19 protein-coding genes are annotated in these 22,047 nt (G+C 70.0%); 9 read left to right on the top strand and 10 right to left on the bottom strand.

The genetic code is table 11. The annotated features are described in order from the left end of the window. Positions 1–55: 55 nt before the first annotated feature. From paaK to ACIQCY_RS00535, 4 genes are all read right to left on the bottom strand, one after another. Complete coding sequence (paaK, locus tag ACIQCY_RS00550; RefSeq protein WP_400481938.1) at positions 56–1,387, bottom strand: phenylacetate--CoA ligase PaaK; 1,332 nt, start codon at positions 1,385–1,387, stop codon at positions 56–58. A gap of 45 nt (positions 1,388–1,432) precedes the next feature. Beyond that, entirely contained in the window at positions 1,433–2,152 is a 720-nt protein-coding gene (locus ACIQCY_RS00545) for an IclR family transcriptional regulator (RefSeq protein WP_400481937.1), read from the bottom strand. A 1-nt stretch (position 2,153) separates the two neighbouring features. Continuing rightward, positions 2,154–4,070 (bottom strand): FAD-binding monooxygenase, encoded by a 1,917-nt coding sequence (locus ACIQCY_RS00540; RefSeq protein WP_400481936.1) that lies wholly within the window; start codon positions 4,068–4,070, stop codon positions 2,154–2,156. A 125-nt stretch (positions 4,071–4,195) separates the two neighbouring features. After that, complete coding sequence (locus tag ACIQCY_RS00535; protein ID WP_400481935.1) at positions 4,196–4,450, bottom strand: hypothetical protein; 255 nt, start codon at positions 4,448–4,450, stop codon at positions 4,196–4,198. 248 nt (positions 4,451–4,698) lie between these two features. Between ACIQCY_RS00535 and ACIQCY_RS00530 the strand changes: the two genes are divergently transcribed. From ACIQCY_RS00530 to ACIQCY_RS00490, 9 genes are all read left to right on the top strand, one after another. Continuing rightward, positions 4,699–6,168 carry a fumarylacetoacetate hydrolase family protein gene (locus ACIQCY_RS00530; RefSeq protein WP_400481934.1) on the top strand — a complete coding sequence of 490 codons (1,470 nt, stop codon included), beginning with the start codon at positions 4,699–4,701 and terminating at the stop codon, positions 6,166–6,168. Next, positions 6,161–6,895: a GntR family transcriptional regulator gene (locus tag ACIQCY_RS00525; RefSeq protein WP_400481933.1), complete on the top strand. Its 735-nt coding sequence runs from the start codon at positions 6,161–6,163 to the stop codon at positions 6,893–6,895. Before ACIQCY_RS00530 ends, ACIQCY_RS00525 begins: the two co-directional genes overlap by 8 nt. After that, complete coding sequence (gene hpaE, locus ACIQCY_RS00520; RefSeq protein WP_400481932.1) at positions 6,892–8,442, top strand: 5-carboxymethyl-2-hydroxymuconate semialdehyde dehydrogenase; 1,551 nt, start codon at positions 6,892–6,894, stop codon at positions 8,440–8,442. Before ACIQCY_RS00525 ends, hpaE begins: the two co-directional genes overlap by 4 nt. Before the next feature lie 34 nt (positions 8,443–8,476). Next, the gene (hpaD, locus tag ACIQCY_RS00515) at positions 8,477–9,556 is read left to right on the top strand and encodes a 3,4-dihydroxyphenylacetate 2,3-dioxygenase (RefSeq protein WP_400481931.1); all 1,080 of its coding nucleotides are present in this window, start codon (positions 8,477–8,479) and stop codon (positions 9,554–9,556) included. A 30-nt stretch (positions 9,557–9,586) separates the two neighbouring features. After that, positions 9,587–10,372 (top strand): 2-oxo-hept-4-ene-1,7-dioate hydratase, encoded by a 786-nt coding sequence (gene hpaH, locus ACIQCY_RS00510; protein WP_400481930.1) that lies wholly within the window; start codon positions 9,587–9,589, stop codon positions 10,370–10,372. Then, positions 10,357–11,157 carry an HpcH/HpaI aldolase/citrate lyase family protein gene (locus tag ACIQCY_RS00505; RefSeq protein WP_400481929.1) on the top strand — a complete coding sequence of 267 codons (801 nt, stop codon included), beginning with the start codon at positions 10,357–10,359 and terminating at the stop codon, positions 11,155–11,157. The genes hpaH and ACIQCY_RS00505 overlap by 16 nt, the downstream gene beginning before the upstream one ends. A gap of 124 nt (positions 11,158–11,281) precedes the next feature. Beyond that, entirely contained in the window at positions 11,282–11,695 is a 414-nt protein-coding gene (locus ACIQCY_RS00500) for a hypothetical protein (RefSeq protein WP_400481928.1), read from the top strand. A 218-nt stretch (positions 11,696–11,913) separates the two neighbouring features. Next, entirely contained in the window at positions 11,914–12,663 is a 750-nt protein-coding gene (locus tag ACIQCY_RS00495; RefSeq protein ID WP_400481927.1) for an HAD family hydrolase, read from the top strand. Positions 12,664–12,707: 44 nt separating this feature from the next. After that, entirely contained in the window at positions 12,708–15,188 is a 2,481-nt protein-coding gene (locus ACIQCY_RS00490; RefSeq protein WP_400481926.1) for a glycoside hydrolase family 65 protein, read from the top strand. Positions 15,189–15,234: 46 nt separating this feature from the next. On the opposite strand, the gene ACIQCY_RS00485 is transcribed toward ACIQCY_RS00490, so the two are convergent. The 6 genes from ACIQCY_RS00485 to ACIQCY_RS00460 all read right to left on the bottom strand — a co-directional run bounded on the left by ACIQCY_RS00485 (position 15,235) and on the right by ACIQCY_RS00460 (position 22,035). After that, positions 15,235–15,561, bottom strand: a complete 327-nt coding sequence (locus tag ACIQCY_RS00485; RefSeq protein WP_400481925.1) for an L-rhamnose mutarotase — start codon at positions 15,559–15,561, stop codon at positions 15,235–15,237. 31 nt (positions 15,562–15,592) lie between these two features. Further along, a complete protein-coding gene (locus ACIQCY_RS00480; protein ID WP_400481924.1) occupies positions 15,593–17,062 on the bottom strand; it encodes an arabinose isomerase in 1,470 nt (489 codons plus the stop codon). A gap of 85 nt (positions 17,063–17,147) precedes the next feature. After that, entirely contained in the window at positions 17,148–18,212 is a 1,065-nt protein-coding gene (rhaS, locus tag ACIQCY_RS00475) for a rhamnose ABC transporter substrate-binding protein (RefSeq protein WP_400481923.1), read from the bottom strand. 61 nt (positions 18,213–18,273) lie between these two features. Further along, the gene (locus tag ACIQCY_RS00470; protein WP_400481922.1) at positions 18,274–19,449 is read right to left on the bottom strand and encodes an ABC transporter permease; all 1,176 of its coding nucleotides are present in this window, start codon (positions 19,447–19,449) and stop codon (positions 18,274–18,276) included. Further along, complete coding sequence (locus ACIQCY_RS00465) at positions 19,442–20,485, bottom strand: ABC transporter permease (RefSeq protein ID WP_400481921.1); 1,044 nt, start codon at positions 20,483–20,485, stop codon at positions 19,442–19,444. Before ACIQCY_RS00465 ends, ACIQCY_RS00470 begins: the two co-directional genes overlap by 8 nt. Then, positions 20,482–22,035 (bottom strand): sugar ABC transporter ATP-binding protein, encoded by a 1,554-nt coding sequence (locus ACIQCY_RS00460; RefSeq protein ID WP_400481920.1) that lies wholly within the window; start codon positions 22,033–22,035, stop codon positions 20,482–20,484. The genes ACIQCY_RS00465 and ACIQCY_RS00460 overlap by 4 nt, the downstream gene beginning before the upstream one ends. Between the last annotated feature and the right edge of the window lie 12 nt (positions 22,036–22,047).

Below are 22,047 nucleotides of genomic sequence, written 5' to 3'. Positions count from 1 at the left end.
CCAAGAGACGTACCAGGGCCCCGAAAACCATCGGTCGGGTTCCCGCTCCGGACCGTCAGGCGCGGGGCCGGAGGTCGTAGATCCGCCGGAGCTTCCCGCTGGAGCGCACGAGCGAGCCCTGTTCGACGACGGTGACGGCGCAGGTCGAGCCGATGTGGGCCTTCACCTGGTGCCGGAGCTCGACGGCGGCCGCAGCGGCGTCCGCGGCCGTGACCCCCTCCCGCGGCTCCACCCTGATGGTCAGCTGGTCCATGCGCTGCCCCTCCGGGCGGGTGAGTTCGAGCTGGAAGTGCGGGCTCAGGGCCGGGATGCGCAGGGCGAGCTCCTCGACCTGCGTGGGGAACAGGTTCACCCCGCGCACGACCACCATGTCGTCACTCCTGCCCGTGATCCGCTCCATCCTCCGCATGCCCGGCCGGGCGGTGCCGGGCAGCAGGCGGGTGAGGTCGTGGGTGCGGTACCGGATGATGGGCAGCGCCTCCTTCGTCAGGGAGGTGAAGACGAGCTCACCCGCCTGGCCGTCGTCGAGCACCGCCTCCGTGAAGGGGTCGATGATCTCGGGGCGGAAGTGGTCCTCCCACACGTGCGAACCGTCCTTGGACTCCACGCACTCACCGGCGACGCCCGGGCCCATGACCTCGGACAGCCCGTAGATGTCGCACGCGTCGAAGCCCATGCGCCCCTCGAGTTCCTGCCGCATGCCCTCCGTCCAGGGCTCGGCCCCCAGGACGCCGGTCTTCAGGGACGTCGACCGCGGATCGATACCGGCGGCTGCCATGGCGTCGAGGATGGTCAGCAGGTAGGTCGGGGTCGCGAGGATGGCGTCGGGCTCGAAGTCGCGGATGAGCTGGACCTGCCGCTCGGTCTGGCCGCCCGAGATGGGGATCACGGTGCAGCCCAGCTTCTCGGCGCCCGCGTGGGCGCCCAGCCCGCCCGTGAACAGGCCGTAGCCGTAGGCGTTGTGGACCTTCCAGCCCGCCCTCACGCCGGAGGCCCGCAGCGAGCGCGCGACGAGCGAGGCCCAGCGGTCCAGGTCCCCGGTGGTGTACCCGACGACGGTCGGCTGACCGGTGGTGCCCGACGACGCGTGGATCCGCGCCACCCGGGACTGCGGCACGGCGAACATGCCGAACGGGTACGTGCTGCGCAGGTCCTCCTTGGTGGTGAACGGGAACCTGGCCAGGTCCGTCAGCTCACGCAGGTCCTCCGGGTGGACGCCCGCGTCGTCGAACTTCCGCCTGTACAGCGGCACGCGTGCATAGGCATGGGCGAGCGTGGCCTGAAGCCGTTCGAGCTGGACGGACTCGATGCGGTCACGCGACCACGTCTCCTCGACGTCGAGGGTGGCGGGATCGGCGGCCGAGGCGCGCAGGGGAAGGGTCGGCATGGGCACTCCTTGGCAGCGTGGGGTCGGGGATGGCGCGAGAGGGACTCATAGGACGGCTTCGACGGCGTGGGCGGCCCGGGCGACGCGGGCACCGATCTCCTCCACGCTCCGGTCGCTGCGGAGGTAGACGACGGCGAGCGCGGCAGGAACCTGCCCGCGGACGCGGATCGGAGCGGCGACGGAGCTCACGCCCGGAATCACCTCGTCCTTGCTGACCGCATAGCCCGTGCCGGCGGCGATCCGCGACTCCTCCCGGTACGGCTCGCCCGGTGCGAGGCGCTTCCAGGCGGCTTCCGCCAGCGCCGACTGGATGGCGATGCCCGGAGCGCCGGCGTCGAACCGGTGGCGGGAGCCCGGCCGCTGGACGAGGGTCCCCTCGCCGTGCGGCGGCTCCACGGCCACCAGGGTGACGCAGTGGCGCCGGTCCCGCACGGCGATGAACGCCGTCATCTGCAGGTCGGCCGCCGCCGCCGTGAGCTCCGGGAGTGCGGCCGCCTGCAGCCGGGGTGCCACTCCCCTGGCCAGGTTCGCGAGCCCCGGCCCGGCCTGGAACCTCCCGCCCGCGTTCCGCACGACCAGCGCATGCTCCTCGAGCGTCCGCAGGATCCGGTAGGCGATGGAGCGGTGGACATCCAGTGCGTCCGCGATCTCCGCCGTCGTGAGGCCGTCCGGCGCGCCGGCAAGGATCTCCAGGGCGCGGATGCCGCGGGACAGCGTCTGGGACGCCGGGGCAGCCGCCGTCGTTGCCTCGTCCGCGGTCCGCACGTCAGGCCAGTGCCCGTGCGGAGTCCCGCTCCGACCGCGACCGCAGCAGGGGGGCGAAGAAGCGGGCAAGGCCTGCGGTGTCGGCCAGGGGCAGCACGTGCGCCACGTACTGGTCCGGACGGACCACGACGACGGCGCCGGTGCGGTCGATCCCGCGGAGGTCGAAGATGTCCGCGGCCGGGTCCGCGGCGTACACCTTCTCGTAGTCGGTGAGCCCGAAGGGTCCCACCGCGGGCCTGAACTCCCGTGGTACCTGCCCGATATCCACCCGGGTGTGGGCCTGCTGGTAGATCACCTTCACGTCGAACCAGGCGTCCCGATCGGCCCCCCGGGGTGTGGCCGCGAGGGGCGAGTCGGCGGTGCCGCCGAGCCATGCGGCGAGGTCCGCCACTCCCGATGCCGTCCCGGCTTCCGCCCGGTCCGCGAACACGTAGATGCGCCACCGGCCGTCCGCCGTCGCGTGGTGGCCCAGGTGCATCGGCACGCCGTCGCAGACGCGCACCACGGGAGCGGACTTGAAGCGCTTGCCGATCGGGAAGCCCCCCGCGAGGTCCTGGTGCGTGGGCTCGGCGATCAGCACGGACGGCGCGTACTGCGTCCTGAATCCCGCCGGGAACTCCGCCGTCTGCACGTAGAAGTCCTCGAGCTCCGAGGGGTCGGCGAACTCCTCGGGCTTCTTCGCCATCAGCGTGGACCACTCCCGGTCGAACGCGATGAGGTCCTTCGCGACGACCTGGCGCTCGGCGGAGTAGGTTGCCAGCAGGCTCTCCGGGCTGCGGCCCTCGAGCACGTGACCGAGCTTCCAGCCGAGGTTGAAGCCGTCCTGCATCGAGACGTTCATGCCCTGGCCCGCCTTGGCGCTGTGGGTATGGCAGGCATCGCCCGTGATGAAGACACGCGGAGTGCGCTCTCCCATCTGCTCCGGCAGGACGTCGTCGAACCTGTCCGTGAGGCGATGGCCCACCTCGTAGACGCTGTGCCAAGCGACGTTGCGCACGTCGAGCGTGTACGGGCTGAGGATCTGGTTCGCCTTTGCGATGATCTGTTCCACCGTCGTGCTGCGGACGGCTCCGTTGTCCTCGGGGTCCACCTTGCCGAGGTCCACGTACATGCGGAAGAGGTGGCCGCCCTCGCGGGGGATGAGCAGGATGCTGCCGCCCGCCCCGGACTGGATGGCGCACTTGCGGCGGATGTCGGGGAAGTCGGTGACCGCGACGGCGTCCATGACGCCCCACGCGTGGTTGGCCTGGTCGCCGGCGAGCGTGCATCCGATGGCCTGCCGCACCTTGCTGCGGGCGCCGTCGGCCCCGACCACGTACTTCGCGCGCACCGTCCGCTCCGCACCCTGGCGCTCGCCCGCCGTGCGCACGAGCGTGACCGACACCGGGTACTCGTGCTCGTCGTCGACCGTCAGGCCGGCGAACTCGAAACCGTAGTCCGGTTCCATCCGGGTGGGTGCGTTCTTCATGAACTCGGCGAAGTAGTCGAGGACGCGGGCCTGGTTGACGATGAGGTGGGGGAACTCGCTGATGCCGGTCGGGTCGTCGTCGGGACGGGCCGTGCGGACGATGCGCGAGGAGTCCTGGGGGTCCGGCTTCCAGAACGCCATCTCGACGATCCGGTAGGCCTCGTCGATGATGCGGTGGGCGAACCCGAAGGCCTGGAACGTCTCGACGCTGCGGGCCTGGATGCCGTCCGCCTGGCCGATGACGAGCCTGCCCGGGCGTCGCTCCACGATGCGCGTGCTGATGCCAGGGAACTGCGAGAGCTGCGCTGCGGCGATCATGCCGGCTGGTCCGGTGCCGATGACGAGGACGTCGACCTCGTCCGGGAGTTCCTCGGGACGGTCGAGGCCGACGCCGGCGGCCGGTTGGACGCGGGGGTCGCCGGACACGTAGCCGTGGTGGTGGAATTGCACGGGCTGGCCTCACTTCATTGTGGTTGTGCCGCTGCCTGCTCGTTCGATAATCGAACACGCCGTTCTTCTTTTGTAGGGCGATGGTAGCCCGCAGGGAGGCGGTACTCAACGGCCGGCTGAGGCTCTCAGCGTCGGATGCCCTTCCAGAAGTACGCCACCGGGCCGGCGAAGTTGATCGCGATGATCGCGGCCCACATGCCCTTGGGGCCGTTGACCGTCTCCCGGGGGCGGGTTGCCAGGTCCGCCCAGGCGGTGGCCGCGAGGGACAGTTGCACGGAGGCGAGGATCATCACCCTCGTCTTCTGTCCGGCCGTCAGGTCACCCCACCGCTTGCGGGTGCCGCGCTTCGAGTGGTGGGTGCGTGCAGTGCGGTCGGCCATGGGTGTCTCCCAAGTCGGAGCCCGTGCCGGAAGCGGAGCTGAAGCCTCGCCCCGGTGAACGGGCCGGGCGGAACTTCGGGTGCCAATTCCACCACGAAACGGGGCCCACCACCATGGCCCCGGTGAGACCGGTCCGCGCTCCGGAGCTCAGCCGGGTGCAGGGACCACCGGACCGGCGCCGCCCTTGACGTGCCGGGGACGCCCGCCTACTCTTCGTATACGATTTCGTACTCGATGAGGAGCAACGGGTGGATCTGCTCGACGACGGCGTCCTGGCCGCAGCCCGCAAGGTGATCGCCGTCCACCTCAACTACCCCAGCCGGACCGCCCAGCGCGGACGCACGCCCGAGCAGCCGTCGTACTTCCTGAAACCGCCGTCGTCCCTGGCCCTGTCCGGGTCGACCGTGGAACGTCCCGCCGGCTGCGAGCTGCTCGGCTTCGAGGGGGAGATCGCCCTCGTCATCGGCGCCCCCGCCCGCGGGGTCCCCCTCGAGACGGCCTGGAGCCACGTCCGCTGGGTCACGGCCGGCAACGACCTCGGCGTGTACGACCTGCGCTACGCGGACAAGGGATCCAACCTGCGGTCCAAGGGCGGGGACGGCTTCACCCCGGTGGGTCCCCGCCTGATCCCGGCGTCCGACGTCGACCCCGCCGCGCTCCGGATCCGCACCTGGCACAACGGCACGCTGGTGCAGGACGACACCTCCGCCGACCTCCTCTTCCCGTTCGCCCGGCTCATCGCCGACCTGTCGCAGCTCCTCACGCTCGAAGCCGGCGACATCATCCTCACCGGCACGCCGGCGGGAGCGTCCGTCGCCGGTCCGGGCGACCTGCTGGAGGTCGAAGTGGCCGCCGCCGGCCTCTCCACGGGGAGGCTGGCCACCACGGTCACCGAGGGCACGACGCCGCTGGCGGCGTTCGGCGCCCGCCCGAAGGTCGACGACCTCCAGCGCGAGGAGGCCTACGGCTCCCGCCAAGCGGCAGGGCTCGGCGAACCGGCAGGGCCGGGTAGGGTCCTCACGCCCGAACTCAGGGAGAAGCTCGGGCAGGTCTCCACCGCGACCCTCTCCGCCCAGCTCCGGAAGCGCGGGCTGAACAACGTCAGCATCGACGGCCTGACCTCCACGCAGCCGGGCCGGCGCGTCGTCGGCCTCGCCCGCACCCTCCGCTACGTACCGAACCGCGAGGACCTCTTCGCTGCCCACGGCGCGGGCTACAACGCCCAGAAGCGCGCCATCGACGCCATCGGTGAGGGCGAGATCCTCGTCATGGAGGCCCGCGGGGAGAAGGGCACCGGCACCGTGGGGGACATCCTGGCCCTCCGGGCCCAGGTCCGCGGCGCTGCGGCGATCATCACCGACGGCGGCGTCCGCGACGTCGCGGCGGTCGCGGCCCTGGACATGCCCACCTTCTACGCCAACCCGCACCCTGCCGTGCTGGGCCGGCGCCACATCCCGTGGGACACCGACGTCACCATCGCCTGCGGCGGCACGACCGTCCAGCCCGGCGACATCATCGTGGCCGATGCCGACGGCATCCTCGTGATCCCGCCCTTCCTCGCGGCGGAACTGGCCGAGGACGCCGCCGTGCAGGAACTCGAGGAGGCGTTCATCGCCGAGATGGTGGCCGGCGGCCACGGCGTGGACGGCCTGTACCCGCTGAACGCCGCCTGGCGGGAGCGCTACGACCGGTGGCGCGAAGGGCACGCCCATGACTGAGCCGGCCTCGATCTCCAACGACGCGCCCGCAGGGGCCAGCAAGTCGCAGCAGGCCTACGACGCCGTCAAGCAGCGGATCGTGGGGGGCAGCTATCCGCCCGGGCATCGTCTGGTCCTCGCCGCGATCGCCCAGGACCTGGGGGTCAGCGTGGTGCCCGTGCGTGAGGCCATCCGCCGCCTCGAAGCCGAGGGCCTGGTCACCTTCCAGCGGAACGTCGGCGCCACCGTCGCGGGGATCGACCCCACCGAATACCTCTACACGATGCAGACCCTGAGCCTTGTCGAAGGCGCCGCGACCGCGCTGTCCGCACCGCTGATCGGCGCCGGGGACATCGCGCGTGCCCGTGCGGTCAACGAGGAGATGCGTGCCTGCCTGCAGGACTTCGACCCCCTGCGCTTCACCCGCCTGAACCAGGACTTCCACGCCATCCTCTTCGAGCACTGCCCCAATCCGCACATCCTGGACCTGGTGCACCGGGGATGGAACCGGCTCGCGTCGCTGCGGTCCTCGACCTTCCGTTTCGTGCCGGAGCGCGCCCGCGAGTCCGTCGAGGAACACGAGGAGCTGCTGGCCCTGATCGGCTCGGGAGCCGACGCCACCACGATCGAGTGGGCGGCCCGGCGCCACCGCGGTGCCACCCTCGACGCCTACCTCGCGCACCACAGCACCCACGACGGCACGGCGCACGCGACCCCGCCCACCCCCACGGTTAGGACCACCCCATGACGATCCCCGGTGCACCAGCAGCGGCAGCGAACCCGCAGCACATCCCGGAGGGACTGCCGTCCTCCCTCCAGCACTACATCGACGGCCGCTTCGTCGACTCCGTGGGCGGGGAGACGTTCGAGGTCCTGGACCCCGTGTCCAACACCGCCTACGCCACTGCGGCGGCCGGGCAGCAGGAGGACATCGACCTCGCGGTGGCCGCTGCCAGGGAGGCCTTCACGAACGGACCGTGGCCGAGGATGAAGCCTCGCGAGCGTGCCCGTGTGCTCAACCGGATCGCCGACGCCGTGGAGGCCCAGGAGGAACGGCTCGCCGAACTCGAGACCTTCGACACCGGGCTGCCCATCACGCAGGCCAAGGGCCAGGCACTGCGGGCCGCGGAGAACTTCCGCTTCTTCGCGGACCTGATCGTGGCCCAGTTCGACGACGCCATGAAGGTACCGGGCTCGCAGATCAACTACGTGAACCGGAAGCCGATCGGCGTCGCGGGACTCATCACGCCGTGGAACACGCCGTTCATGCTGGAGTCCTGGAAACTCGCGCCCGCCCTGGCCACCGGGAACACCGTGGTGCTCAAGCCCGCCGAGTTCACGCCCCTCTCGGCGTCCCTGTGGGCGCAGATCTTCAAGGACGCGGGCCTGCCCGACGGCGTCTTCAACCTCGTCAACGGCCTCGGCGAGGAAGCCGGCGACGCCCTCGTGAAGCACCCGGACGTGCCCCTGATCTCCTTCACGGGCGAGACCACCACGGGCCGGACGATCTTCCGCAACGCCGCCGCGAACCTCAAGGGCCTGTCCATGGAACTCGGCGGCAAATCGCCCTGCGTCGTGTTCGCCGACGCGGACATCGACGCCGCCATCGACTCGGCCCTGTTCGGGGTGTTCTCCCTCAACGGGGAGCGCTGCACCGCCGGCTCCCGCATCCTGGTCGAGCGCCCGGTCTACGACGAGTTCTGCGAGAAGTACGCCGCCCGGGCGAAGACCATCGTCGTCGGCGACCCGCACGACCCGGCCACGGAGGTCGGGGCCCTCGTGCACCCGGAGCACTACGACAAGGTGGCCTCCTACGTGGAGATCGGCAAGACCGAGGGCCGCCTCCTCGCCGGCGGCGGCCGCCCCGAGCACCTCCCGCAGGGGAACTACATCGCGCCCACGGTCTTCGCGGACGTAGCCCCGGATGCGCGGATCTTCCAGGAGGAGATCTTCGGTCCCGTCGTCGCCATCACGCCGTTCGACACCGACGCCGAGGCCCTGGAACTGGCCAACAACACGCGCTACGGGCTCGCGGCGTACATCTGGACGAAGGACCTGACGCGCGCGCACACCTTCGCGCAGGACGTGGAGGCCGGGATGGTGTGGCTCAACAGCCACAACGTCCGCGACCTGCGCACCCCCTTCGGCGGCGTCAAGGCCTCGGGCCTCGGCCACGAGGGCGGGTACCGCTCCATCGACTTCTACACCGACCAGCAGGCCGTGCACATCACGCTCGGCACCGTCCACACCCCGAGGTTCGGCAGCGTCGAGGCCTCCGCCGCCAACGAAGGCTGACCCGTCCCCGTTCGCTCGACGAAGAGAGATTCCCATGTCCCATCCCGTGCCCACGCCGTCGGTCCCCGCCCCGGACATCGTCCGCTGCGCCTACATGGAGATCGTGGTCACCGACCTCGCCCGCTCGCGTGCGTTCTACGTCGACGTCCTCGGCCTGCACGTCACCGAGGAGGACGGCGACGCGATCTACCTGCGCTCCCTCGAGGAGTTCATCCACCACAACCTCGTCCTGCGCCGGGGGCCGGTGGCCGCCGTCGCCGCCTTCGCCTACCGGGTGAGGTCACCCGCGGAGGTCGACGCCGCGGAGGCCTACTACCGGGAGCTGGGCTGCCGGACGGAGCGCCGTGCGAACGGTTTCACCAAGGGTGTCGGCGATTCCGTGCGCGTCGAGGACCCCCTGGGCTTCCCCTACGAGTTCTTCCACGAGGTCCAGCACGTGGAGCGCCTCACCCAGCGCTACGACCTGTATTCCGCGGGGGAACTGGTGCGCCTGGACCACTTCAACCAGGTCACCCCCGACGTGCCGCGTGGACGGGCGTACCTCGAGGACCTCGGCTTCCGCGTCTCGGAGGACATCCAGGACTCCGACGGCGTGACCTACGCCGTCTGGATGCACCGCAAGCAGACGGTGCATGACACCGCGCTCACCGGCGGCAACGGACCGCGCATGCACCACGTCGCGTTCGCCACCCACGAGAAGCACAACATCATCCAGATCTGCGACAAGATGGGCGCGCTGCGCATCAGCGACCGCATCGAGCGCGGGCCCGGGCGCCACGGCGTGTCCAACGCCTTCTACCTCTACATCCTCGACCCGGACGGTCACCGCATCGAGATCTACTGCCAGGACTACTACACGGGGGACCCCGACAACCCCACCATCACGTGGGACGTCCACGACAACCAGCGCCGCGACTGGTGGGGCAACCCCGTGGTCCCGTCCTGGTACACCGAGGCGTCCCTCGTGCTGGACCTCGACGGCAACCCGCAGCCCGTCACCGAGCGGGACGAGCGCAGCGAGATGGCCGTCACCGTCGGCGCGGACGGCTTCTCCTACACCCGCAGGGACGACGGCGGCGCGGCCGAGGGCTTCAAACTCGGCACGCAACTCTGACCACCCGCCCAGGCCCAGCGAAGGAACCCGATGCTCGATTCCCTCACCATCAGCCGGATCGCCGATGAACTGCTCGACGCCGCCCGAACGCGCGCGCCCGTCCCCCTGCTCACCGCACGCCACCCGGGCATGACGGTGGAGGACTCCTACGCCGTCCAGCGGTTGTGGCGGCAGCGCAACGAGGAAGCGGGCCGCCGGCTCGTCGGGCGCAAGATCGGCCTCACCAGCAGGGCCATGCAGGCGGCCACCGGGATCACCGAGCCCGATTACGGCGCCATCTTCGACGACATGGTCCTTGAGACGGGCTGCTCGGTCGAGTGGAGCCGGTACTCGCACCCCCGGGTCGAGGTCGAACTCGCGTTCGTCCTCAAGGCCGACCTCGCGGGCCCCGGCTGCACCATCTTCGACGTCCTCAACGCCACGGACCACGTCGTGCCGGCCCTCGAGATCCTGGACTCACGGATCGAGATGGAAGGCCGGACCATCGTGGACACCATCGCGGACAACGCCGCCATGGGCGCCATGGTGGTCGGCGGGCGCCCGGTCCGGCCCGACGCCGTCGACCTGCGCTGGGTGTCCGCCATCCTCTACAGGAACCAGGTGGTCGAGGAGACCGGCGTGGCGGCCGGCGTGCTCGACCACCCGGCCGCCGGCGTGCACTGGCTCGCCAACAGGATCGCCGCCCACGGCGACGGCCTCAAGGCAGGGGACATCATCCTCGCCGGCTCCTTCACCCGGCCCCTGTGGGTTCATCGGGGCGACACCGTCCATGCCGACTACGGACCCCTGGGAGCCGTCACATGCCGCTTCGTCTAGGACCCGCTTTCGCCGAAGCCCTTGCCGCCGCGGATCGGCCGCTCGCCGGCATGTGGGTCTGCTCCGGCAGCCCGCTCGTCGCCGAGATCTGCGCCGGTTCCGGGCTGGACTGGCTCCTCATCGACGCGGAGCACAGTCCCAACGGGCTCGAGTCCATCCTCGCCCAGCTCCAGGCCGTCTCCGGGTATCCGGTGCAGGCCCTCGTCCGGCCGCCGGTCAACGACACCGTGCTGATCAAGCAGTACCTCGACCTGGGCGTCCAGAACCTCCTGATCCCGATGGTCGACACGGTGGCCGATGCCGAGGCGGTGGTCGCCGCCACCCGGTATCCGCCCGAGGGCGTCCGCGGGGTCGGCTCGGCGCTGGCCCGCGCAGCCCGCTGGAACAGGATCCCCGACTATCTGGCGGATGCGTCCTCCACGATCAGCGTGACCGTGCAGATCGAATCGGCGACCGCCGTCGACGCGGTGGAGGACATCCTCGCGGTCGACGGCGTGGACGCGATCTTCCTGGGCCCCTCCGACCTCGCCGCGTCCATGGACCTGCTCGGGCAGCAGGAACATCCGGACGTGCGCGCCGCCGTCGAGCACTGCCTCGCAGCAGCCCGGCGCGCCGGGAAACCGGCAGGAGTCAACGCCTTCAACCCGGTCACGGCGCGGGGTTACCTGGACGCCGGCGCCCGCTTCCTCCTCGTCGGCGCCGACGTCGCCCTCCTCGCCCGCGGGTCCGAGGCCCTCGCCGCCACGTTCGTCCCGCCGTCCGGGGGGTCCCCGGCGAGCTACTGACGGGCCAACCGTTGCGCCTTCACCTGCAGGCGTGCCCGGCTGCCGCCCGGGCGATCGACGGCCGCTGGGTCCAGGCGACGCGTCGATCCGGCGTCGGCACGGCGCGGGTCGGTACGATCCGAGCATGACCCGACCTCCTTCCCCCGCCCCGGCACACCAGGGCGTCACCGTCCTCGCTGCCCTCCTCCTCACCGTCGTCGCGGCGTTCCAGGCGGCGCTGGCGTTCGGAGCACCGTGGGGAAGAGCCGCCTATGGCGGCATCCACCCGGGTTCCCTGCCCGTCAGGTACCGGACGGCAAGCACCATCTCCTCGGTCGCCTATGCCGCACTGGCCCTGGTCACGCTCGGCAGGGGCCCCGGCGCGACGACGAGGCGTCGCGTCCTGACGGGCGCCTCGGGCCTGATGGCCGTGGGCACCCTGATGAACCTGGCATCACGATCCCGCCTGGAACGGCGTCTGTGGAGCCCGGTGGCGGGAATCCTTGCCGTCACCCTGCTGCACGTGGCACGGCGGGTCCCGGCCGACCAGGACGGATGACGATAAGCGCAAGGGCCATCAGCCGGTGGGATCGCAGGTACACCGAAGGCTAGACTGAGCCTTCCAGGGCCATTCCCCGTTCAGGCGGATCCGTGAAGGATCCCCTGCCCGGCGCCGGCCCTCACCTTTCCCCTCCTCGTCGATGGCGACCGTCCTCGACCCGTTCTTTCCGCGCGCGGAAACAATGCCATCACCCCTCCTCGGAAAGCTGTCGTGCCGTGTCCCGATCCCCAGCCTCGACCCGCCTCGCATCCCTCCGGGCGCTGCTCTTCGACCTCGACGGCGTCCTCACCCCCACGGCCGACGTCCACCGGCAGGCCTGGTCGCGGCTGTTCGGCGCATTCCTGGAGTCGAGGGGGAACCACCAGGCCTACACGGACGAGGACTACTTCACCTACATCGACGGCCGGCCCCGCTACGACGGCGTGCGGGCATTCCTCGCCTCGCGCGGCATCTCCCTGCCGGAGGGACATCCCGAGGACGGACCGGAGCTCGAGACCGTCTTCGGACTGGGCAACCGGAAGAACAGGACCTTCAACGAGACGCTCCGGGACCAGGGCGTCACCGCGTATCCGGGCTCCGTCAAGCTGCTCGACGCCGCCGCAGCGAGCGGCCTGATGATGGCGGTGGTCACGAGTTCACGCAACGGCACCGCCGTCCTGGCGGCCGCCGGGCTCAGCGATCGCTTCGGAGTCGTCGTCGACGGCCTGCTCTCGGTGGAACACGGCGTGGCAGGCAAGCCCGCACCGGACACCTATCTCCACGCCGCGGGCCTCCTGGGGCTTCCCGCCTCCGCCTGCGCGGTCGTCGAGGACGCACCGTCGGGGATCGACGCCGGGAGGGCAGGTCAGTTCGGACTCGTCATCGGCGTCGATCGCGGCGTGGGCGCGGAGACGCTGCTGGCCCACGGCGCCGACCTGGTGGTCGAGGACCTCGCCGAGCTGGTCCCCCTCCTCCCCGCCCGCTGAGTTCTGCCACCACCCCCGCACCCCCAGGACACCCAGGACCTCCCATGAACCTCATCACCGCAGACCCCGTCGACCGCAACCGCTTCCCCGTCGACGAGTGGGCACTCGTCGAGACAGGATTCGATGCCGGGAAGCAGGGCCACAACGAGACGCTCTTCGCCGTGGGCAATGGTTACCTCGGCATGCGGGGCAACCTCGACGAGGGCAGGGACGGGCACGCCTACGGCACGTTCATCAACGGTTTCCACGAGACGTGGCCCATCCAGCATGCGGAGGAAGCCTTCGGTTTCGCGCGGGTTGGACAGACGATCGTCAACGCCCCCGATGCGAAGATCATCCGCCTGTACGTGGACGACGAACCCTTCGTCCTGACGGAGGCCGACATCCTGCGGCACTCACGCCGCCTGGACTTCGCCGACGGCGTCCTGACGCGCGAGGTCGAGTGGCGGACCCCCTCGGGCAAGCGCGTGCTCATCCGGTCCCGCCGCATGGTCTCCCTCACCGACAGGCATCTCGCGATCATCGAGTACGAGGTGGAGATGCTCGACTCCGAGGCGTCCATCCTCCTCTCCAGCCAGATCCTCAACCGTCAGGACGGCGTGGACGAGTATCAGGTCAACCTCCTCCCGGAGGGCGGGGCATTCGATCCGCGGAAGGCCGAATCGTTCCGTGACCGGGTCCTCCAGCCGCGCCTCAAACGCGTTGTCGGCTCCCGTTACCTGCTGGGCTACAGCACGACGAACTCGCAGATGACCATCGCCTGCGGGATCGAACACGACCTGGACACGGACAACGAGTGGGATGCGACGTCCCACATCGAGGACGACCTCGCGAAGCATGTGTACCGGGTCAAGGCCAAGCCGGGCCGGCCGGTCCGCCTCGTGAAGCACATCACCTACCACACGGCGCGCGCCGTACCGGTGCGTGAGCTCGCCGACCGCTGCAGCCGCACCCTCGATCGCGCGCGTGAGACCTCGCTTCCCGAGCACTTCCGGAAGCAGCGCGACTGGCTGGCGGACTACTGGCACCGCTCGGACGTCGAGATCGAGGACCAGCCGGTCATCCAGCAGGCCGTCCGGTGGAACCTCTTCCAGCTCGCCCAGTCCACGGCCCGCACCGATGGCGGGGGCATCGCCGCGAAGGGCGTCTCCGGCTCCGGGTACGGCGGGCACTACTTCTGGGACACCGAGGTCTACGTCCTGCCCTTCCTGAGCTACACCGCGCCCGTCGTCGCGCGGAACGCCCTCCGCTTCCGGCAGTCGATGCTCGAGCCTGCACGGGCGCGTGCAGCCGAACTGAACCAGCGCGGCGCACTGTTCCCCTGGCGCACGATCAACGGCCAGGAGTCGTCGGCGTACTACGCGGCGAGCACCGCCCAGTACCACATCGACGCGGACATCTCCTATGCCCTGATGCAGTACGTGGCCGCGACGGGTGACAGCGACTTCCTCAACCGCGGCGCGATCGACATCCTCGTGGAGACCGCGAGGATGTGGGCCGACCTGGGGTTCTGGCGCAGCAACGGTGATGACAACTTCCACATCCATGGCGTGACGGGCCCCGACGAGTACACGACCGTCGTGAACGACAACCTGTACACGAACGTGATGGCGCGAGCCAATCTGCGTTCCGCGGTGCACGCCGTCGAATCACTCCGGGCCGTCGATCCCGCCGCCTACGAACTGATGGTCGCGCGCCTCGACCTGCAGGATGACGAGCTGTCCGAGTGGACGCACGCCGCGGCCAGGATGCACATCCCCTTCGACGAGCGAGCGGGCATCCACCCCCAGGACGCGGCGTTCCTCGAGAAGGAGCTGTGGGACCTCGAGAACACTCCTCCGAGCAAGCGGCCCCTGCTGCTGCACTACCACCCGCTCGTGATCTACCGCTTCCAGGTGCTCAAGCAGGCCGACGTCGTCCTCGCCCTCCACCTCCAAGGGCACGAGTTCACCATGGCGCAGAAGCGCTCGGACTTCGAGTACTACGAGGCCCTGACCACGGGCGACTCGACCCTGTCCGCCGTCGTCCAGTCGATCATCGCCGCGGAGGTGGGGTACCACGACCTCGCCCTCAAGTACTTCATGTCCGCCCTGTTCGTCGACCTCGCCGACCTCCACCGCAACACGTCGGACGGCATCCACGTCGCTTCGACCGGCGGGGTCTGGAGCGCCCTGGTCTACGGTTTCGGCGGCATGAGGGATCACGGCGGCCGGATCACGTTCGAACCGCGGCTGCCGGAGGGCTGGACACGCGTGAGCTTCCACATCACCCTCCTCGGGACCCGGGTGCGCGTGGATGTTGCGCAGGACGCCCTCACCCTGACGGTGGAGACGGGCGATTCGGCGACGGTCTCGGTGCGGGGCCGCACGGTCCGGGTGACCGCCGGAGCGCCGGTGACGGTCGGTCTCGACGGCCAGGGACCGCGCCTGACCGGAACGCCCACCACCAGTGACATCGAAGGAAGCCGCCGCGCCGACGGTTCACTGGTCACGGCGTCGATCCCGAGGATCACCGTCAACCCCTGACCCGGCGAGGGGAGCGGGCGGTCGAGGGCGGGCTGCTCCCCTCGGCCTAGAGCTGGTCCTCGAGGTGGAAGACCTCGTCCAGCCGCAGGAAGCCCTCGTCAGGCCGCCCCTCGAGCGACACGAAGAACGGCCCCATCTCCGCCTGCCACCGGGCATTGACCTCGGTGTCGGCCATGGCCGCCTGGGACGCCGCGAAGTCCTCGCACTCCACGTATCCGATCAGCAGTCCGTCCGGGCGCAGGAACAGGGAGTAGTTGTTCCACCCGGTGTCCTTGAGGGCACGCGCCATGTCCGGCCAGATCGCCGTGTGGCGCTTCCGGTACTCGGGGATGCGCTCGGGCCGGACCTGCAACTGGAAGCACACGCGTTCCATGGATATCTGTTCCTTCGCTGGTGGGTGTGGTTCAGAGGGAGACGTGGCGGTGCTCGACGCCGAGGAGTGACGCCGCGGCCTTCACCCCGGCGGCACGGTGCCCGACGCACAGCGCCCAATGGTGGCCGATGCCGGTCTGGCTCCACTCGTCGACCCAGAGCCCGGGGTCTCCCCCGAAATCCACGCGCGACGTCGTGTTGCCGATCGACAGCAGCGGCCCGGGAACCACTGTCCCCTCGGACGTGATGAAGACGTAGGAGCCGTCCGGGTCCTGTCCGATGCCGAACGTCGTGACCGGCCCGTGCCGCACATCGAACTCCACCGAGACGCCCCAGCCGCGCTTGCCGTGATAGACGCCGAGCCCGCGCAGCAGCGGGTCCGCGGCGCTGACGGCGAGATGGGCCGGACCGTCGTGGCCCATCTCCACCACGCCGTCGGAGAAGTTCAGCGCCTGGATCTCGGTGAAGGACCCGCCGGCGCCCATGGCCTGTGCGGCGAGCATGGCGATCGACGTCCGCAGCTCGTATTCGCCCGCCATCGGTACACCTCGGGCGGTGAGGATGGAGGCGCCGAGGATCATCCCTGCGCCGAGGCGCTCGTGCTGCTCACCGGCGAGGCCCCGGTGGTAATAGGCGAGGGAGTCGAGGTCGAATTCGCTGACGAGTCGGTCGAGTCCGACGGACACCTTCGCACCCCAGGCGAAGTCCTCGTCGAGCACGGAATCGTCCACGACGAACAGGCTCCGGGCCAGGGCCATCCGCTCGCGTACCTGCTCATCGGTCACCTCCCCGACGAACTCGCGCAGGTCGTCGAACTCGACCACCTCCACGTGCGAACCGAACGTCGTCGACACCGTGGTGAGATCGGTGGAGACGTCGAGCATGCCCGGGTAGACGTGACCCATGAGCCCGTGTCGGGCGTGCCGCAGCCTCCCGCGGACCCCGGCCGCGTGGACCCACTGGCTGATGCGCTGCCACGCCGATTCCTGCTTCAGGTGGCCCGAGACGGACCGGAAGGGGATGCCGGCACGTTTGAAGACGTTCGCCACCTCGGGCACCGGGCACTGGCCGCAGTAGGCGAGCCATCTCCCGGTGTCGAAGTTCGCATGGTCCATGGCCTCGGTGGGCTGCAGGTCGATCACGAGGACCGGTGTCATCGACCGCTGGGCGATCGGCAGCACCATCGAGGATGTCAGGTAGGTGGTGAGGAAGATGACGATCAGGTCGCAGTCCGCGCGGCGCAGCTCCTCCGCGGCGAGCGCCGCCTCCCGCGCGTCGGAGACGAAGCCGACGTCGGTCACCTCGGCATCGAGCCCGTTGAACCTGGCCGTGACGTAGCGCGCCGATTCCTGCAGCTGGGGCAGCAGGGCGGGGAACTGTGGCCAGTACGCAGCGAGGCCGCCCGAGACGAGGCCGAGGCGCGTCGGGCGGCGGCGGATCGGCTCGAGGAGGCCCGCGAGGGCCCGGGGTGCGGTTGCTTCCACCGGAGGATCGGCGGTCATGGCTGCTCCTGGAAGGTCGAGTGGACGTGGGCGGGACCAGGAAGGGGCGGGGCGCCCGTGAGGGCACCCCTCCCCTTCTGGACGACTAGAAGTCGTAGTCGTCGATGTTCTCGGCGTTGAACTGCGTGGGCGGACCCACGAGGACCACTCCGCCGTCGCCGACCTCACGCTCGCCGAGCTCGCCGGCCTCGAAGGTGTCACCGGGTGCGCCGGTGATGTCGCCGTCGGCGAGTGCCTTGCCCGCGAAGGCCGCCACGTAGCCGAGCTGTGCCGGGTCCCAGAGTGCGAACTCCGTGACGGTGCCGTCCTTGACGAACGGGCGCATCTCGTTCGGCAGGCCCAGGCCCGTCAGTGCGACCTTGCCCTTGTACTCCGAGGTGGAGAGGTACCGGGCGGTCGCGGCGATACCGACCGTGGTGGGCGAGATGATGCCCTTCAGGTCCGGGTAGGCCTGCAGGAGTCCCTGTGCCTCCTGGAAGGACTTGGTGTCGTCGTCGTCACCGTAGACCTTGGCCACGAGTTCGATGCCGGCGTAGTCCGGGTTGGACGCCAGCTCCTCCTCCATGAACTTGATCCACTCGTTCTGGTTGGTGGCGTTGGCGGTGGCGGAGAGGATGGCGATCTCCCCTTCTCCTCCGATCTGCTCGGAGATCAGTTCGAGCTGGATCAGGGCCACGTCCTTCGCGTTGACCTGGCTGACGAAGAGGTCGCGATAGTCCGGGTTGGTGTCGGAGTCGAAGGCCACGATCTTGGAGCCCGCCGTGCGGGCCTCCTCGAGGGCGGGTCCAACGGCGTCGGGATCGTTGGCCGCGATCACGATCACGTTGGTGCCGCGCTGGGTCTCGGCGTTGATGAAGGACACCTGGCTGGAGGCGCTGGCATCGAGCGGGCCGACGACCTCGGAGGAGGCGAAGCCCGCTTCGGTCGCACCGTCCTCACCACCGCCCAGCACCACGTCGGTGTAGGGGTTGTTGAGCTGCTTGGGGATGAACGTGATGGTCTGCTCGCCGTCCGACCCGCTGCCACCCTCGCTGCCGCCGCCCTCGGTGGCAGCGCCGCCGCCGCACGCGCTGAGGACCAGTGCGGCGCTCGTTGCCAGGGCCGCGAAAGCCGCCCGCCGTCCGGTGGATCCGGAGTGAATAAACCTCATTGTTTCTTCCTTTCGATGGGCGCTGGGAACCAGGCGCCGGGTGCAACCCCAGGGGAACGGCCTAGGGAAGTGGAGCAGTGCGGACACGCCTGGCATGGCGGGCCCCCTTGATGGCGGACGCGATGTTCGGCGCCACCACCGAGATGATGAGCAAGGAGCCCGTCACGATGATGAGGACCACCTCGGAGACGCGATCCAGCTTCAGGGCGTAGTTGATGGTGCCGATCAGCAGCACACCGGCGAGCACGCCCGGGATGGAGCCCTTGCCGCCGAAGATCGAGACGCCGCCGAGCAGCACCGCCGCGATGACCGCGAGTTCGAGGCCGCTCGCGTTGTCGCTGCGGGCGCTGGAGTACCGCAGGGTCCAGTAGATGCCCGCGAGCGCCGACACGGTCCCGGTGGCCAGGTACAGCAGGAACTTGGAGCGCGCGACGTCGATCCCGACGAACGTCGCGGCTTCCTTGCTGTAGCCGAGGGCGAAGAGGCCGCGGCCGAAGGGCGTGAAGTGCAGGACGACGGCGAACGCGATGATGAGCAGGACGACGCCGACCATGACGGTGGGGATGCCCGTGCCGCCGATCTTCGAGGTGAAGAAGGCGGTGAGGCCGGGAGGGAAGTTCGCCACGGCGTTGTCGCCGATCACCACGAGCGCGAGGCCCCGGAAGAGCGCGAGCGTACCGATGGTGACGGCGAGGGATGGCAGGCCGAGATACGCGATGAGCACCCCGTTGAAGGCGCCCGCGACGAGGCCGGCCAGCACGCAGACCACCAGGACGAGCGCGATCGGCATGCCGCCCTGCCAGAGGACCCCCATGAGGGCGCTGGTGAGGCCGGCGATGCTCGCGACCGAGAGGTCGATCTCCCCCGAGATGATGACGAGTGTCATCGGCAGGGCGATGAGCAGGGTCGGGATGACGTCGAGGAGCAGGAAGCCCACGGTGACCGGTGAGGCGAAGCGCGGGATCACGAGGCTCGCGTAGATCACGACGACGAGCAGCACGTAGATCATCACGGCGTCGCGTCCGAGCAGGATGCGCGCGGCACCGGTGCGACCCTTGGGGACCGCCAGGACCGTGGAGGTGTCGGCCGCGGCCCGCCCCTGCTTCGGGCGCTTCTCCGCTCGCGGCCTGGTGCTTCCGGGTGTTGCGGCCATGCGCCTGCCTTTCGTTTCGGAGCCGCTCTCCGGCTCGTGCCCTTCGTGCCGGACGACGGCCGGTGCGCCGGTGGGATCAGACATTGCGGGCCTCCGCGATCCGGAGTTTGCGGGCCGACCGCACACCGGCGATCCGGTCGATGACGACGGCGGCGAGGATCAGGATGCCCACGATGGCCTGCTGCCAGAACTTGTCCACGCGCAGCGCGGTCAGGGCGCTCGTGATGGTGGTCAGCAGCAGGGCACCGATGGCGGCCCCCACGACCGTGCCGCTGCCACCGAAGATCGCGACACCGCCCACCACCGCGGCGGCGACGACATCGAGCTCGAGGCCCGATCCCGTCGTCGCGCCCACCGAGTTGAAGCGGCTCGCGTACAGGACGCCGGCCAGGCCCGCCAGCAGGCCGTTCACCACGAAGGCGAGCAGGACCCGGCGCGTCACGGGGATGCCGAAGAGCCGGGCGGCGTCGGGCTCGGACCCGATGGCGTAGAGGTCGCGGCCCGGCCTGGTGCCGAGCATGTAGACGGCCACGATCGCCACGACGACCACCGCGATCAGGGTGATCACGGGGAACCCGAGGACGGTGTCCACCGAGAGGTTGCCGAACGCCTCGGGGCGGTCGCCTGCGAAGTACTGGGTGCCGCCGGCCCAGGCGTTGTTGATGCCGCGGAAGATGTAGAGCGTCCCCAGCGTGATGACGAGTGCAGGGACCTTCGCGATGGTGATGAGCAGGCCGTTGAGCGCACCGAGCACCGCGCCGAAGAGCATGCCGAGGACGAACACCGCGATGATCGGCAGGCCCGGTGCGGCGACGAAGATGCTCCCCGTCCCGAACGCCACGAGCCCGAGGATGGACCCGACGGAGAGGTCGATGTTCCGGGTGATGATCACCAGTGTCTGTCCGACGGCGAGGATCATGAGGATGGTGGCGTTCAGGAGCAGGTCCTTGATGCCCTGCTCGCTGAGGAAGAGCGGATTGATGGCCGCGGTCACGGCGATGAGCACCACGAGGGCGAGGATCACCGGGAGTTCGCGGAGCCTCAGGAAGGACGCGAACGCCGAGGGCCGCTCGTGGGCGGTGGGGTGCGCGGGGGCCGCGCTCTTGCTGTCGAGGCTCATCGCGAGGACTCCAGGGATGCGGTGGCGGCGTGCATGACGGTTTCGGCGGTCGCGTCGGCGCGGTCGAGGCGGGCGGTGATCCGGCCTTCCCGCATCACCAGGACGCGGTCGGCCATGCCGAGGACCTCGGGGAGCTCGGACGAGATCATGAGGATCGCGATCCCCCGCCCGGCGAGCTCGGAGATGAGGCGGTGCACCTCGCTCTTGGTACCCACGTCGATACCGCGCGTGGGCTCGTCGATGATGAGGAGCTTGGGGTCCGTGGCGAGCCACTTCGCGAGGACGACCTTCTGCTGGTTGCCGCCGGACAGGGTGGAGACGGCGTGCTCGGGCGAACCCGCCTTGACCTGGAGCCGCTTGCCCCAGGTCTGGGCCGCCTCACGCTCCGCCCGGCCGCTGATGATGCCGAACCTGGCGAGCGAGTGGCGAAGCGTGAGGGCCGCATTCCGCTCGACGGACAGCTCCATGACCAGGCCCTGCTTCCTGCGGTCCTCGGGGACGAAGCCGATCCCGGCGTCGATCGCGGCCCGGGGATCCTTGCGGCGCAGGGGACGACCGGACATCTCGACGCTGCCCGACTCGTAGCGGTCGATGCCGAAGACGGCCCGGGCCACCTCCGTGCGTCCGGCCCCCACCAGCCCGGACAGGGCGACGATCTCGCCTGCCCGCACCTCGAAGTCGACGTCGTGGAAGACGCCGGGGCGTGTCAGGCCGCTCACGCGCAGGACGACGTCGCCGGTCTCGGTCTCGGTCTTGGGGAACAGGGCGTCGATGTCACGGCCGACCATCTCGCGGACGATCGCCTGGACCGACGTCGCCCCCGTCTCATGGGTGGCGATGTAGGTGCCGTCCCGCATGACCGTGATGCGGTCGCACAGGCCGAAGACCTCCTCGAAGCGGTGCGAGATGAAGAGGATGCCGCTGCCGGCATCGCGCAGGCGGCGGGCGACGGCGAAGAGGCGGTCCACCTCGACGCCGCTCAGTGCGGCGGTGGGTTCGTCCATGACCAGGATGCGCGCATCGAGGGAGATGGCCTTCGCGATCTCGATGATCTGCTGGTCCGCGATCGACAGGCCCTCTGCTACGCGGTCGGGGTCGATCGGGACGCCGAGCTGGTCGAAGAGGTCCTTCGCCCGGCGGCGCATCTCGGTCCGGCTGATGAGGCCCAGGCGCCCTTTCGGCTGGCGGCCGATGAAGATGTTCTCGGCGACCGTGAGATCGGGGAAGAGCGTGGGCTCCTGGTAGATGACCGAGATGCCGGCCGCCTTGCTGTCGGCGACGCTGCGGAAGCTGACGGGCTGCCCCGCGACGAGGAACTCTCCGGCGTCGGGCTGGTGGACACCGGCGAGGATCTTCACGAGCGTCGACTTCCCGGCGCCGTTCTCCCCCACGAGTGCGTGGATCTCGCCGGCGGCGAGATCGATGGTCCCGTCCGCCAGGGCGACGACCGGACCGAACGTCTTCAGTGCCCCTCGGAGCGTCAGCACGGGCGTGCGGACCGGTGCGGCGGGGTCCGTGGCGTCACTGCCACGGCCATCAGGATGCGTCACTGCAATCTCCTC

It is taken from the genome of Arthrobacter sp. NPDC092385, from assembly GCF_044755105.1.
Lineage (GTDB): Bacteria > Actinomycetota > Actinomycetes > Actinomycetales > Micrococcaceae > Arthrobacter_D.
This window is presented reverse-complemented; position numbering and strand designations above follow the sequence as displayed.